Raw genomic sequence first — 13156 nt, forward strand, 5'->3', positions numbered from 1 at the left:
TCAGCGGTACTGAACCGTCGTGATCTCGCCGTCCTTGAATTCGATCTCGCGGTAGTTGCCGGCCGATTCCCCGGGGCCGATCAGTTCCACCGCGGTCGCGCCGACATAGTCGACATCGCCGCCCTCGGCGATGATCTCGAGCGCCTTGGCCAGCTCGCCCGGGTAGATTTTCTCTCCCGGTGCGTTGGCCACGTCCATGACGTGTTCCTTGTAGTCGGCGGATTCGACCGAGCCTGCCGCCTGCATCGCCAGCATCATGAGCGCCGCGGCGTCATAGCTTTCCGGTGCGAAAGGCGAGGTGGATTCGAAGCTGTCGCCGACCATCTCCTCGAACTTGGCCACGCCGGGGCTGTCGGTGCCCGGGTGCTGGCCGGTGGAGCCGTCGACCTCGGAGCCGAAATTGGCCTCGAGCTGCGAGCCGATCATGCCGTCGGGGAAGTGGAAGCTGTCGAAGGCGCCGGAATCGAGCGCCGAGCGGACGATGCCGCTGCCGCCCTGATCGACATAGCCCGCAACGACCAGCCGGTCGCCGCCGGCGGAGGCCAGCGCGCCCACCTCGGCCGAGTAATCGGCCTTGCCGTCTTCGTGGGCGGCGTTGATGGTGATGGTGCCGCCCGCTTCCTCGAAGGCCGCGGCGAAGCTGTCGGCGAGGCCCTTGCCGTAGTCGTTGTTGGTGTAGGTGACGGCCACTTCCTCGATGCCGCGCTCCATCAGGATCTCGGTCATCACGACGCCCTGGCGCGCGTCGGAGGGCGCAGTGCGGAAGAACAGGCCGTCATCCTCGGCCGTGGAGAGCGCGGGCGAGGTGGCGGAGGGCGAGATCATCACGATGCCGTTCGGCACGGCGGCGTTCGACAGGATCGCGCCGGTGACGCCCGAGCAGTCGGCCCCCATGATACCCTTGATCCCCTCGGAGGTGATCAGGCGTTCGGCGGCGGCCGTGGCGGCGCCCGCGTCGATGCAGGTGCTGTCGGCCCGGACCGGGGTGACGGTCATGCCGTCGAGCAGCTTGCCGCTTTCGGTGACTTCCGACATCGCCAGCTCCGCGCCGGCCGCCATGTGCGGGGTCAGGGATTCGATGGGCCCGGTGAAGCCGAGGATGATGCCGATCTTGACCTCGTTGTCCTGTGCCCAGGCGGCGCCCGCACCCAGAGCGAAGGCCGTGGTCGTCGCGAGTAGTTTCTTCATGTCTTTCACTCCCAGTTGAACGGTACGTTCTGGGGGGCGAGCCTATTTGACTGGCATGGAAAAGCAAGTGGATATGGTGTCGCGGACGTTACGAAACCCGATTTGACGCAGCCATATCACGCCCCAGTTTTTACAGGGTATCTGGTGAATGGAGCGGAGACATGCGTAATCTGATCAAAGGCGGGGTTGCCGCCCTGGCCTGCGCCCTGGCCGGCCCGGCCGTGGCGCTGGACAGCAGCGCGGGCAAGCTGAACGTGGAGACGGTCGCCGAGGGGCTGAATGCGCCGTGGGCCATCGGTTTCCTGCCCGACGGGGGCATACTGGTCACCGAACGGCCCGGGCGGCTGCTGCTGATCGGCGAGGACGGCAAGCAGCCGGTCGAGGGTGTCGGCGAGGTGCAGGCCAGCGGGCAGGGCGGCTTGCTCGACCTGCTGGTGCCGCGGGATTTCGCGCAGACGCGGACGTTGTTCTTCAGCTATGCCAAGCCGCAGGCGAACGGCTCCGGCACGGCGGTGGCCCGGGCCGAGCTGTCGCCCGACGGGACGCGGCTGAGCAACTGGGAGGTGATCTTCGAGATGGCGCCCGGATCGCAGGGGGGGCGGCATTTCGGCTCGCGGATCGTCGAGGCACCGGATGGCACGCTCTTCGTCACCGTGGGCGAGCGCGGCGACCGGCCCTCGGCGCAGGACCTGTCGCGGCATAACGGATCGGTCGTGCGGATCGCCAAGGACGGGTCGGTTCCGCCGGAAAACCCGTTCACCGGGCAGGAGGGCGCGCAGCCGGAAATCTGGTCCTACGGGCACCGAAACCCGCAGGGCGCGGCGCTCGATGCCGATGGCCAGTACTGGGTGGTCGAGCACGGCGCGCGCGGCGGGGACGAGATCAACCGCGTCGAGAAGGGCGCGAATTACGGCTGGCCGGTGATTTCCTACGGGGTGCATTACTCCGGCAAGAAAATCGGTGAGGGAACGCACAAGGAGGGGATGGAGCAGCCGGCCTTCTACTGGGACCCGTCGATCGCCCCGTCGGGGATGATGATCTATTCCGGCAAGCTCTGGCCGGAATGGGAGGGGGATTTCTTCGTGGGTTCGCTGAAGTTCAACCTGATCTCGCGGCTGTCCGGCGACCCGCTCGAGGAGGTCGAGCGCATCGAGGGGCCGGAGACGGCGCGGGTGCGGGACATAGCCGAAGGGCCGGAGGGGGCGATCTGGTTCCTGTCGGTGGGCGAGGGGGCGTTGTACCGGGTGACGCCGTGAGGGGGCGAAATCTTGAAAAGATTTCGGACCGCTTTCTTTTAAAGAAAGCGGGGGCCGCGCGGATTTGTCTTTGGAATCAGAGAATTAGACGGACAGGCGCGTGGATTGGGAGCCGCGCTCGCGGTAGGGCGTGGTGTTGTAGTGCGAGCGGTAACACTTGGAGAAGTGCGAGGGGCTGGCAAAGCCGCAGGCCAGCGCCACGTTGATCACGGTCATGTCGGTCTGCATCAGCAGGTTGCGGGCCTTCTGCAGCCGGAGTTCCATGTAGTAGCGTTTCGGCGAACGGTTGAGGTAGCGCCGGAAGAGCCGTTCGAGCTGGCGGGTCGACATGCCCACATCCTTGGCGAGGATGGCAGGGCTGATCGGTTCCTCGATATTGGCCTCCATCATCTGGATGACCTGGGAAAGCTTGGGGTGGCGGACGCCGATGCGCGTGGGGACCGACAGGCGCTGGGTGTCCTGGTCGGTGCGGATCGAGGCGTAGATCATCTGGTCGGCCACCGCATTGGCCAGCTTGTCGCCCTGTTCGTCGGCGATGATCTTGAGCATCAGGTCGATGGACGAGGTGCCGCCGGCGGTCGACATGCGGTTGCCGTCGACCACGAAGACCGACTTGGTCAGTTCCACCTCGTCGAACTCCTCGGTGAAGCTGTCGTGGTTTTCCCAGTGGATCGTGGCCCTCTTGCCGTCGAGCAGGCCGGCGCGGGCCATCACGTAGCTGGCGGTGCAGAGCCCGCCCACGCGCAGGCCGCGCCGGGCCTCGCGGCGGAGCCAGTTGAGCAGCTTCTTGGTGGTGGCCTGCTGGATGTCGGTGCCGCCGCAGATCAGCATCGTGTCGTCGCGGCCGAGCTCCTCGAGCGGGATGTCGAGATGGAACCGCGTGCCGGCGGAGCAGGCGACGGTATCGCCGGACTCGCCGGTCGTCACCCAGGTGTAGAGGGTCTGGTCGGCCATGCGGTTGGCGATGCGCAGGCAATCGAGCGCCGCAGCAAAGCTGAGCAGCGAAAAGTTCTCGAGAAGCACGAAGACGAACCGCCGGGGTGCGCCCTGCGCCTTGACCTCGACTTTGCCAGTCTCAACTTGCATGGCCACGAATCTCCGCGACAGGCGTCTTGGATTTGCGTCTTTTCACGAAACTGTCGCAATTGACAAGTCCGACATGCGCCAAAAACGACATGTCGGCGTCACATCGTCTCTGGCCTCGTGCCAGCGGCTCCTGTATAGACAGGCCTCGTTTTCTGGTTGCGGAGAGAGAAAATGACCGATTGGCACAAATCCGACTGGCGCAACAAGCCCCGGGTGCAGATGCCGGAGTACACGGATGCCGGTGCGCTGCAGGGCGTCGAGGCGCGGCTGGCGCAGTTTCCTCCGCTGGTTTTTGCCGGTGAGGCGCGCCGCCTGAAGCGGCAGCTTGGCGCCGCCGGGCGGGGTGAGGCGTTCCTGTTGCAGGGCGGCGATTGTGCCGAGGCGTTCGACCAGTTCTCGGCCGATGCGATCCGCGACACGTTCAAGGTCATGCTGCAGATGGCGATGGTCCTGACCTACGGCGCCAAGGTGCCGGTGATCAAGGTGGGCCGGATGGCGGGGCAGTTCGCCAAGCCGCGCTCGGCGCCGACCGAGGTGGTGAACGGCGTGGAGCTGCCCAGCTATCGCGGCGACATCATCAACGAGCTGGCCTTCACCCCGGAGGCGCGCATTCCCGACCCGCAGAAGATGCTGCAGGCCTATACGCAGGCGGCGGCGACGCTGAACCTGTTGCGGGCGTTCTCGACGGGCGGTTACGCCGATGTGCACCAGGTGCATTCCTGGACGCTGGGCTTTACCGAGGGCGAGAAGGCCGAGCGCTATCGCGACATGGCCAACCGGATCAGCGACACGCTGGATTTCATGAAGGCCGCGGGCATCGACAGCGCCAACGCGCCGACGCTGCAATCGGTGGATTTCTATACCTCGCACGAGGCGCTGCTGCTGGAATACGAGGAGGCGCTGTGTCGGCTCGATTCCACCTCGGGCAAGTGGCTGGCGGGGTCGGGCCACATGGTCTGGATCGGCGACCGCACGCGGCAGCCCGACGGCGCACATGTGGAATTCGCGCGGGGCGTGCTGAACCCGATCGGGCTGAAATGCGGGCCGACGATGGAGGCCGACGATCTCAAGCGGCTGATGGCGACGCTGAACCCCGAGAACGAGGCCGGGCGGCTGACGCTGATCGCGCGGTTCGGGGCGGGCAAGGCGGGCGAGCACCTGCCGCGGCTGATCCGGACGGTGCAGGAGGAAGGCGCCAACGTGGTCTGGGTCTGCGATCCGATGCATGGCAACACCATCAAGTCGGCCAGCGGGTTCAAGACCCGGCCGTTCGACGCGGTTCTGCGCGAGGTGCAGGAGTTCTTCGGCGTTCACCGGGCCGAGGGCACGACACCGGGCGGCGTGCATTTCGAGATGACCGGGCAGGACGTGACCGAGTGCACCGGCGGGGTGTTCGCGGTGATGGATGAGGATCTGTCGGACCGGTATCACACGGCCTGCGATCCGCGGCTGAACGCCTCGCAGTCGCTGGAGCTGGCCTTCCTCGTGGCGGAGGAACTGTCGGCGCTGCGCGAGGCGCGGGGCGATGTGAAGGTGGGCTGAGGCCCTAGCCCTTCAGGGTTTCAGAAGGCCGGCGCGTGCGCCGGCCTTTTTCGTTCCGGTCAGAGGCCGACCATGGCGCGGATATCGGCCGGGGTCTTGCCCTCGTCGCGATAGGTGGCGATGGCGCGGGCGTCGTCGCGCTTGGCCAGCCGCTTGCCGGTGTCGTCGCGGATCAGGCGGTGGTGGTGGTAGACCGGCGTGGGCAGGTCGAGGAGCCGTTGCAGCAGGGCGTGAATCTGGGTGGCGGAGAACAGGTCCTGCCCGCGGATCACGTGGGTGATGCGCTGCTCGGCATCGTCGCAGACGATCGACAGGTGGTAGGAGGCGCCCATGCCGGGGCGAGCGAGGGCGACGTCGCCGACATTCGTGACCATGTCGGGCGGAGTGATATGCCCGGTTTCGCCCTCGGGGCCGCTGCCGGTTTCGGTGAAGGTGACGGGGGTGCCTGCAGCAGCCAGCGCCCGGCGCATGTCGAGGCGCAGCGGCGTGTCGGGCATGGGGCCGGTGGGCGGCGTGGTGGGGCGGCAGGTGCCGGGGTAAATCAGCCCGTCAGGTCCGTGCAGTGGCGCGCCTTCCTGCGGGGCGGAGGCGGCGGCGCGGATATCGGCGCGGGTGCAGGTGCAGGGGTAGAGGAGGCCGCGTTGCCAGAGCTGGTCGAGGGCGGCGCGGTAGGTGGGGAGGCGGTCGGATTGGCGCCAGACCGGGTGGGGCCAGTTTACCCCGAGCCAGGCGAGATCCTCGTAGATCTGGGCCTCCCAGGACGTGCGGCTGCGGCTTTGGTCGAGGTCGTCGATGCGGAGGTGGAAAGTGCCGCCGGCGGCGGTGGCCATGTCATGGGCCAGCAGCGCGGAATAGGCATGACCCAGATGCAACGGGCCCGTCGGAGACGGGGCAAAGCGGGTGGCGAAATTCACGCTTTTTCAATGATGTAGACGTTGCACTTCAGGTTAAGGCCGGGGAGGTGCGGCCCGTATTTCTTGAAGCGCAGATGGGCGCCGCCGCAGTCGAGCCATTCGTTCAGGGCCCCTTCGAAGCGCGGGTCGGCAAGGGCGTGGTCGTTGAGGCTGAGCCCCAGCAGACCGCCTTTGGGGAGCGCCTTCATCAGCATCCCGAAGGTCGAGGCCGGCGCGGCGCCGGTGCCGATCACGCCGATGGCGGTGATGGCGTGGTAGCTGTCTTTCGGGACCGGGGCGGTGTCTTTCACATCGAGCACCGAAAGGGTCCGGTAGACACCCTTTCGGCGGGCGCCGTCGACCATTTCGGGGCTCGGGTCCATGCCGTCGATGGTGGTGAAGCCCGCGAGTTTCAGGGCGAGGCCCGAGAGGCCGGTGCCGCAGCCGAAATCGAGGATCGGGGCGTCGGAGTCGCGGACGTGCTTGAACATCGCCTCGGCCACCCGGCCGGGCGTGGCATAGCCGTTCTCGGCAATTTCGGCGTCATAGGTCGCGGCCCACGCATCGTAGAGGGCCTGAGTGCCTTCGGGGGACGACTCGTCGTAAACGCGATCCAGAAATTTCTCACCCATGGGGCAAGGAAATCACACGGCTTCGCGTTCGTCCAGTGGGCATTGCGCGAGCCAGTCCGACCAAGCGGCTTTCGCCCGATCGGTATAGGCCTTGTAGCGGTCGCGGCGGCCACGGCGCCCGCCCTTGAGGCCGTCGACGGGGCGGAACAGGCCGAAATTGACGTTCATCGGCTGGAAGGTCTTGGCCTCGGCCCCGCCGGTGATGTGGTGGATGAGGGCGCCCATGGCGCTGTCCTGCGGCGGGGCGGGAAGCTCCTGCCCCAGCAGTTCGGCGGCGGCGAGGCGGCCGGCGAGCAGGCCCATGGCGGCGGATTCGACGTAGCCCTCGACGCCGGTGATCTGGCCGGCGAAGCGGATATTGGGCCGGGCGCGCAGGCGCATCTGGGCGTCGAGCAGGGTGGGCGAGTTGAGGAAGGTGTTGCGGTGGATGCCGCCGAGCCGGGCAAAGGCGGCGTTCTCAAGCCCCGGAATCATTTTGAAAACAGAGGTTTGCGCGCCGTACTTCATCTTGGTCTGGAAGCCCACGATGTTGTAGAGCGTGCCGAGCGCGTTGTCGCGGCGAAGCTGCACGATGGCGTGGGGCTTGATGTCGGGCTGATGCGGGTTGGTGAGGCCCACGGGTTTCATCGGCCCGTGGCGCAGGGTTTCCCGGCCGCGTTCGGCCATGACCTCGATCGGCAGGCAGCCGTCGAAATACTGGGCGGTCTCGCCCTCGTGGAACTCGGTCTTGTCGGCGGCGAGCAGCGCGTCGATGAAGGCCTCGTACTGGTCGCGGTCCATCGGGCAGTTGAGGTAGGCGGTGCGCTCTTCCTCGGTCTCGCCCTTGTCGTAGCGCGACTGCATCCACGCCTTTTCCATGTCGATCGTGTCGAAATAGACGATGGGGGCGATGGCGTCGAAAAAGGCCAGCGCGGTGGAGCCGGTTTCGCGGGCGATGGCCTGGCCCAGCTTTTCCGAGGTGAGCGGGCCGGTGGCGAATATCCACTGGCCGTCCTCGGGCAGGTCGGTGATCTCGCCGGTCTGGACGCTGACATTGGGGTGGGCGCGCAGGCGGTCGGTGACGGCGCGGGCGAAGGGGTCACGGTCGACGGCCAGCGCGCCGCCCGCAGGCAGGCGGTGGGCATCGGCCATTTCCATGATGAGGCCGCCCGCCGCGCGCATTTCCCAATGCAGCAGGCCCACGGCGTTCTGTTCGTCATCGTCCGAGCGGAAGGAGTTGGAGCACACCATCTCGGCCAGGTCGCCGGTACGGTGGGCGAAGGTGCCGACCGTCGGGCGCATCTCGTGGATGACCACGTTGACGCCCATGCGGGCGGCCTGCCACGCGGCTTCCGATCCGGCCATTCCGCCGCCGACGATGTGAAGGGTCTTGTCCATGACGAGCGATCTAGGCGATCGGCGGGCGTTTGGAAAGGGTCAGTAGTCGGAGGAGGCGGTGCCGTGGTCCATCGGGCCGGTATCGACGGGAAGGCCGGAGGGCACATTGTATGGCGCGCCGAGGCGGCCGCGGCCGGCCTGCGGGTCTTCCAGCGCGGCGAGAAAGGCGATGATCGCCTGTATCTCGTCGGCGCGGAGGTATAGCGGCTCGAGGCTCACCGACATGGCGATGCGCAGCATCTCGTCGAAATCGTCGAGCGCGGCGGTGTCGGGGATGTCGGTTTCCACCTCGGGGAGGAGGGCCTTGTCGACCTTGTACTGGGCCAGCCAGGTGAGCGGGTCGAGGTGGTGGCGGATGATATCCTCGAGCTCGGCATAGGCGCCGTTATGGCCGTAGGGCGCGGTGATGGTGACGTTGCGCAGTGAGGGGGTGCGGAAGCTGTAGAGGTCGATCGGGTCGCCGGTGACGCCGGAGCGGCCATGGTCGGCATAGCCGCCCGGCCCGTGGCCCTTGCCGGGGCCGATGGGGGGCAGGCCAAGGGCGTGGAAGCCGTGATCGGTCTGGTAGAGGCCGCTGTGGCAGGTGGCGCAGCCCGCCTTGCCGTAGAAGAGCGACATGCCGCGGCGCTGGTGGTTGGAGAGCGCGCTGTCGTCGCCGCGCAGGAAGGCGTCGAAGGGGCTGTCGACCGAGCGGAATTCGAAGGCGATGAAATCGCCGATCACCCGGCCGATATCGGTGATGTGGAGCGGGTCGTCATGGCCGTTGAGCCAGGTGAAGCGCTGACGGTACTCGGGGATGGCGGCGACGCGGCCCGCGAGCATGGCCCAGGCGCCGTCGGGGCCGTGAACGTGGCCGGCTGTCACGGCGTCTGCAATTTCGTTCTCGCCGGGATGGCCGGCCATTTCGTCATGCGAGGTGACGGGCAGGGCCGCCTGTGCGGCGAGCGGGCCGGCGGCGGCGCGTTCGAGGGGGAAGTCGGGGGGCATCCTGATGCCGAAGGGCGCGTCGGGGTCGCGCTCAACGCGGCCGTCGTGGAAGAGTGTGGTGAACTCCGCCGCGCCGAGGTTGAAGAGCGCCGGCGCGTTGCGGGGCACGCGGGCGCGGGGCAGGTTGGCGGGGTCGGGGACGCGCTTCCGCCCGAGGCCGATGCCGCCTTCGCCAATGGAAAGCGACATCTCGTCGCCGCTGGCGAGCGCGGGGTGATGGCAGGTGCCGCAGGAGATGTTCCGGTTGCCCGACAGGATCGGGTCGAAGAACAGGTCGCGGCCGAGCAGGACGGAGTCGGCCGAGGGGATCGGGAAGCTGTCTTGCCGGGCGGGCGCAGGCAGGTCCGACGCGGTGAGCGCGCCGGCGGACAGGCAGAAGAGCCCGGTGAATATCCAAGCCTTGCGCACGAACACATCCCCGAATTGTACAATCAAAAAGGGTACTTAATGAATTACGGCAAAAACAGGGCAAATGTCGAAAAACTTCGACGTCCAGCCGGAAACAATATTAATAGCAGCTTACCCGCAAAGCCGTGGCTTACTGCGTCCATTCCGGCGGGCGTTTCTCGATGAAGGCGGCGATGCCTTCTTCGGTGTCGCGGTCGAGCATGTTCTCGACCATCACGTCGCGGGTGTAGGCATAGGCGTCGTCGAGGCCCATCTCGAGTTGCTGGTAGAACGCCTGCTTGCCGATCTTGACGGCGCTGCCCAGCTTGGCGGCGATGGTTTCGGCGAGCTCGGCGGCGGCGGCATCGAGCTGGTCTTCGGGCACCGCGCGGTTGATGAGGCCGAGGGCGATGGCGCGGTCGGTCTCGATGAACTCGCCCGTGGTGAGCATCTCGAAGGCCTGCTTGCGGGGGATGTTGCGGCTGAGCGCGACCATGGGGGTCGAGCAGAAGAGGCCAATGTTGACGCCGTTCACGCCGAAGCGCGTGCCATGGGCCGCGACGGCGAGGTCGCAGGAGGCGACGAGCTGGCAGCCCGCGGCGGTGGCGATGCCGTGGGGCTTGGCGATGACCGGCTGGGGCAGCGAGCGGATCGCGGTCATGACCTTGGAGCAGCGGGTGAAGAGGTCGGCGAAATATGCCTTGCCGCCATCCTCGGCCTGCCGGCCCCGGGTCATCTCTTTCAGATCGTGACCGGCGCAGAACGCCTTGCCCGCGCCGCCGAGGATCACGGCGCGAATCGAACGGTCCTCGCGCAGGGCGTCGAATTCTTCCTGCAGGGCGGCCAGCATCGCGTCGGACAGGGCGTTGAGCTTTTCGGGGGCGTTCAGGGTCAGCCGGGCGATGGCGCCCTGGTCTTCGCGGATGAGAATTGGCATCTTGTCTCTCCCATGACGTTGTGATCCTTCTTAAGGCCCAACGCCCTGGGAGAAAAGCATGAGCCTGAAAATGACCGCCGGCGAGATCGCCGCCTACCTCGAGGAAGTGTTCCCGCAAGTGGAGGGACAGTTCACCATCGAGGAGCTGGGCGAGATGCGGGTGCGGGTGCGGCTGAACGTGTCGGAGGCGCATCTGCGGCCGGGGGGCACGGTGTCTGGCCCGTCGGTTTTCGCGCTGGCGGACGTGTCGGTCTATATCGCCATCCTGGGCATGATCGGGCCGAAGGGCATGACGGTGACGACGAATTGCTCGATCGACTTCATGCGGAAACCGGCGGCGAACACCGACCTGATCGCCGAATGCCGGCTGCTGAAGCTGGGCCGGGTGCTTGCGGTGGGGGTGGTTCTGATCTTTTCCGACGGCGGGATGGACCCGGTGGCGCGGGCGAGCTTGACATATTCGATTCCGCCGAAAGACTGAGACCATGCTGAGACGTATGGTATCCCTTGTCACGCTTTTCCCCGCGCTTGTGCCGGGGGCGGCGTTCGCCTGTGCCTGTTGCGCAGATCCCGGCACCCGGTTCGAGCAGGATGTGAGCCGCGGCAACTGGGAGGTGAAGGAGATTTCCCGGCTGGCGCCGACCAGCCCGGCGCGGTTGTACCTGACCGCCTGCGGGATGGAGTGCGTCGAGGGGATCGCGGACCCGCAGCCGACCTACCCGGTGGCCTTCGAGGCGAGCGAGAACGGGATGGTGTTCGAGCTTGGCGAGGGCGACGGGACGCTGACCTTTCCCTGGCCTGACGCCTATACCTGGTTCGGCGCGGATACCGCGCTGTCGGGCGAGGGCGAGACGGCGCTTTACACGGAGTTGCGGTTTCGCGGGTCGGTGGCGGGGACCGGGGATTTCGCCAACGAGGGGCCGACCGAGGCGGAGCTTGTCCTGTCTGGGCAGGGCAACCGGTGCATCACGGCGCGGTCGTTCGACGGCTGGTCGCTGACAGTCTATGACGAGACGACGCAGTATCGTCTGTTCGGAACGCTGGACGGCAACTGACCAAAAAAAGGGGCCGGAGACATGGCTCCGGCCCAGCAGGAAGAGGCACGTTACGGGGAACTGTCACGGCCTCCAGAACGGTTTGTTTCTTTCGATACGGGCATCGTCCTCCGACAGGCCGACATCCCGCAGCAGATGGGGCGGCAGCTGTTTGAGCTGGGTGCGGGTGCGGTGGCGCTGTTGCCAGAGGAGCCCGGTGCGGACCACGTACGCGAGGCCGGCCGTGAGGAACGCCACGCGGCGGGTGCGGCGGGGCAGATGCGACGGAACCATGCGATCCGAATGTGTCAGGGTGGACATGGCGGACTCCTCTATTGTGTTGGTACAATTCCTGCGTTATGCACGAGGAACGTAACAATTTCGCCGGGCTTCCGCGAGGGAAACATTGTGACTGATACAATTTGGCCGCCGGATTTCGCCGATACGTCCGAGTCAAAGTACATTGTGTTAATACAATCCATGCGCACGGCCATCCGGTCCGGCCTGCTGGATCAGGGCTACAAGATGCCGCCGGTGCGCGAACTGGCCTGGCAGCTCGGGATCACGCCGGGCACGGTGGCGCGGGCCTACAAGATGGCCGCCGAGGAGGGGCTGGTGGAAACCGCGGTCGGGCGGGGGACCTTCGTGTCGGGGGGCATGGTCACCGAGGAGCCGGCACCGCAGCCGCTGATCCATCCGAAATCGGCCGAGGGGCTGGATTTCCGGGCGATCCGGGTGCCCAATTGCGGGCAGGATGCGGTGATCCGGCGGATCATGGCGGGGATGGCAAGCCGCGACAGCAACGACATGATCGACTACCCCACGCCGGAGAGCGATTACGATGCGCGGGACGCGGTGGTGGGCTGGGTCGAGCCGGAGCGGGCGGGGCGTTTCGGGCCGGAGGAGGTGATCCTGGGCCTCGGGGCGCAGAACGCGGTAAACGTGGTGCTGCAGACGGTGCTGCACGGGACGACGCCGGTGATCATGACCGAGGAGCTGGCCTATCCCGGCTGGCGCCACGCCGCGCGGTTGCTGCGGGCCGAGATCGTGGGGATCGAGATGGATGGCGAGGGCATCCGCCCCGACCGGTTCGAGGAGGCGCTGCGCCGGCATGGCGGGCAGGTGCTGATCACCGCCGCCGAGGTGCAGAGCCCGACCACGACCCGCACGACGCTGGCCCGGCGGCAGGAGATCGCCCGGCTGGCGAGAAAGTACCAGGTGCAGATCATCGAGGATGACTGTCACTGCATCACCCGGCCGGAGATTCCGAATTACCGCGCGCTGTGCCCCGAGCGGGGCTGGTACATCTCGTCATTGACCAAGGCGGTGTCGGCGGCGCTTCGGTTCGGGTTCATCATCGCGCCGGAGGAGCAGGCGGGGCGGGCGCGGCAGGTGGCGCAATCGACCTTCTACGGGCTGCCGCAGCCGATCCTCGATCTTTGTGCCGAGCTGATATCCTCGGGCGAGGCCGAACGGTTCCGCGCCATGGCCGAGAAACGGACGCTGCACAGGGTGAAGTCGGCGGTGAACATCCTCGGGCAGTGGGACATTCAGTGGCGGCCGGACGTGCCGTTCATCTGGATGCGGCTGCCGCAGGGGTGGCGGGCGTCGAGCTTTGCCCGGGCCTGTGGCGACCGGGGGATCCGGATCAAGGCGGCGGACGAGTTCTCGCTGCCCGAGGGGCGGGCGCCGCATGCCGTGCGGGTGGGGCTGAACCCGAACATTTCCGATGCCGAGTTCGAGGGGGCGCTGGCGACCATGTCGCGGCTTCTGGCGGCGCCGCCGGGGAATGTGGACCTGTGAGCGTGGGGTATTATAATACCTAATTTGCAAGCCA

General features: G+C 66.9%; 13 protein-coding genes. 5 read left to right on the top strand and 8 right to left on the bottom strand.

Annotated elements, in window-relative coordinates; genetic code table 11:
• Positions 1–1188 carry an ABC transporter substrate-binding protein gene (locus RLN94_RS07370; protein WP_350126773.1) on the bottom strand — a complete coding sequence of 396 codons (1188 nt, stop codon included), beginning with the start codon at positions 1186–1188 and terminating at the stop codon, positions 1–3.
• 161 nt (positions 1189–1349) lie between these two features.
• Here RLN94_RS07370 and RLN94_RS07375 point away from each other — a divergent pair, with 161 nt between their 5' ends.
• Complete coding sequence (locus RLN94_RS07375) at positions 1350–2444, top strand: PQQ-dependent sugar dehydrogenase (RefSeq protein ID WP_350126776.1); 1095 nt, start codon at positions 1350–1352, stop codon at positions 2442–2444.
• Between the two features lie 84 nt (positions 2445–2528).
• Here RLN94_RS07375 and RLN94_RS07380 read toward each other — a convergent pair whose 3' ends face one another.
• On the bottom strand, positions 2529–3530 hold the full coding sequence (locus RLN94_RS07380) for a GlxA family transcriptional regulator (protein WP_350126779.1): 1002 nt from the start codon (positions 3528–3530) through the stop codon (positions 2529–2531).
• Positions 3531–3701: 171 nt separating this feature from the next.
• Here RLN94_RS07380 and RLN94_RS07385 point away from each other — a divergent pair, with 171 nt between their 5' ends.
• Positions 3702–5072, top strand: a complete 1371-nt coding sequence (locus tag RLN94_RS07385) for a class II 3-deoxy-7-phosphoheptulonate synthase (protein WP_350126782.1) — start codon at positions 3702–3704, stop codon at positions 5070–5072.
• 59 nt (positions 5073–5131) lie between these two features.
• Here the strand turns inward: RLN94_RS07385 and gluQRS are convergent, their stop codons facing one another.
• From gluQRS to RLN94_RS07410, 5 genes are all read right to left on the bottom strand, one after another.
• Positions 5132–5986: a tRNA glutamyl-Q(34) synthetase GluQRS gene (gluQRS, locus tag RLN94_RS07390; protein WP_350126785.1), complete on the bottom strand. Its 855-nt coding sequence runs from the start codon at positions 5984–5986 to the stop codon at positions 5132–5134.
• A complete protein-coding gene (locus tag RLN94_RS07395; RefSeq protein WP_350126788.1) occupies positions 5983–6597 on the bottom strand; it encodes a class I SAM-dependent DNA methyltransferase in 615 nt (204 codons plus the stop codon). Before RLN94_RS07395 ends, gluQRS begins: the two co-directional genes overlap by 4 nt.
• A 12-nt stretch (positions 6598–6609) precedes the next feature.
• Positions 6610–7974 (bottom strand): methylenetetrahydrofolate--tRNA-(uracil(54)-C(5))-methyltransferase (FADH(2)-oxidizing) TrmFO, encoded by a 1365-nt coding sequence (gene trmFO / locus RLN94_RS07400; RefSeq protein WP_350126791.1) that lies wholly within the window; start codon positions 7972–7974, stop codon positions 6610–6612.
• A 39-nt stretch (positions 7975–8013) separates the two neighbouring features.
• The gene (locus RLN94_RS07405; protein WP_350126794.1) at positions 8014–9369 is read right to left on the bottom strand and encodes a cytochrome-c peroxidase; all 1356 of its coding nucleotides are present in this window, start codon (positions 9367–9369) and stop codon (positions 8014–8016) included.
• A gap of 130 nt (positions 9370–9499) precedes the next feature.
• The gene (locus RLN94_RS07410; protein ID WP_350126797.1) at positions 9500–10285 is read right to left on the bottom strand and encodes an enoyl-CoA hydratase; all 786 of its coding nucleotides are present in this window, start codon (positions 10283–10285) and stop codon (positions 9500–9502) included.
• A gap of 58 nt (positions 10286–10343) precedes the next feature.
• On the opposite strand from RLN94_RS07410, the gene RLN94_RS07415 reads away from it, so the two are divergent.
• Both RLN94_RS07415 and RLN94_RS07420 read left to right on the top strand, forming a co-directional pair.
• Positions 10344–10766: a PaaI family thioesterase gene (locus RLN94_RS07415; protein WP_350126800.1), complete on the top strand. Its 423-nt coding sequence runs from the start codon at positions 10344–10346 to the stop codon at positions 10764–10766.
• Between the two features lie 4 nt (positions 10767–10770).
• Positions 10771–11340: a hypothetical protein gene (locus tag RLN94_RS07420; protein ID WP_350126803.1), complete on the top strand. Its 570-nt coding sequence runs from the start codon at positions 10771–10773 to the stop codon at positions 11338–11340.
• A 63-nt stretch (positions 11341–11403) separates the two neighbouring features.
• Here the strand turns inward: RLN94_RS07420 and RLN94_RS07425 are convergent, their stop codons facing one another.
• Entirely contained in the window at positions 11404–11640 is a 237-nt protein-coding gene (locus tag RLN94_RS07425) for a DUF1127 domain-containing protein (RefSeq protein ID WP_350126806.1), read from the bottom strand.
• A 159-nt stretch (positions 11641–11799) separates the two neighbouring features.
• Between RLN94_RS07425 and RLN94_RS07430 the strand changes: the two genes are divergently transcribed.
• Positions 11800–13122: an aminotransferase-like domain-containing protein gene (locus tag RLN94_RS07430; RefSeq protein ID WP_350126809.1), complete on the top strand. Its 1323-nt coding sequence runs from the start codon at positions 11800–11802 to the stop codon at positions 13120–13122.
• The last annotated feature ends 34 nt before the right edge of the window (positions 13123–13156 follow it).

It is taken from the genome of Roseovarius sp. (assembly GCF_040223625.1).
In the GTDB taxonomy this organism is placed as follows: Bacteria; Pseudomonadota; Alphaproteobacteria; order Rhodobacterales; family Rhodobacteraceae; genus Roseovarius.

Bases quoted from the DNA above. Each gene is read 5' to 3' on its own strand.
- RLN94_RS07370 (WP_350126773.1), bottom strand. From the start codon at position 1,188: ATGAAGAAACTACTCGCGACGACCACGGCCTTCGCTCTGGGTGCGGGC.
- RLN94_RS07375 (WP_350126776.1), top strand. From the start codon at position 1,350: ATGCGTAATCTGATCAAAGGCGGGGTTGCCGCCCTGGCCTGCGCCCTG.
- RLN94_RS07380 (WP_350126779.1), bottom strand. From the start codon at position 3,530: ATGCAAGTTGAGACTGGCAAAGTCGAGGTCAAGGCGCAGGGCGCACCC.
- RLN94_RS07385 (WP_350126782.1), top strand. From the start codon at position 3,702: ATGACCGATTGGCACAAATCCGACTGGCGCAACAAGCCCCGGGTGCAG.
- RLN94_RS07395 (WP_350126788.1), bottom strand. From the start codon at position 6,597: ATGGGTGAGAAATTTCTGGATCGCGTTTACGACGAGTCGTCCCCCGAA.
- trmFO (WP_350126791.1), bottom strand. From the start codon at position 7,974: ATGGACAAGACCCTTCACATCGTCGGCGGCGGAATGGCCGGATCGGAA.
- RLN94_RS07410 (WP_350126797.1), bottom strand. From the start codon at position 10,285: ATGCCAATTCTCATCCGCGAAGACCAGGGCGCCATCGCCCGGCTGACC.
- RLN94_RS07415 (WP_350126800.1), top strand. From the start codon at position 10,344: ATGAGCCTGAAAATGACCGCCGGCGAGATCGCCGCCTACCTCGAGGAA.
- RLN94_RS07420 (WP_350126803.1), top strand. From the start codon at position 10,771: ATGCTGAGACGTATGGTATCCCTTGTCACGCTTTTCCCCGCGCTTGTG.
- RLN94_RS07425 (WP_350126806.1), bottom strand. From the start codon at position 11,640: ATGTCCACCCTGACACATTCGGATCGCATGGTTCCGTCGCATCTGCCC.
- RLN94_RS07430 (WP_350126809.1), top strand. From the start codon at position 11,800: ATGCGCACGGCCATCCGGTCCGGCCTGCTGGATCAGGGCTACAAGATG.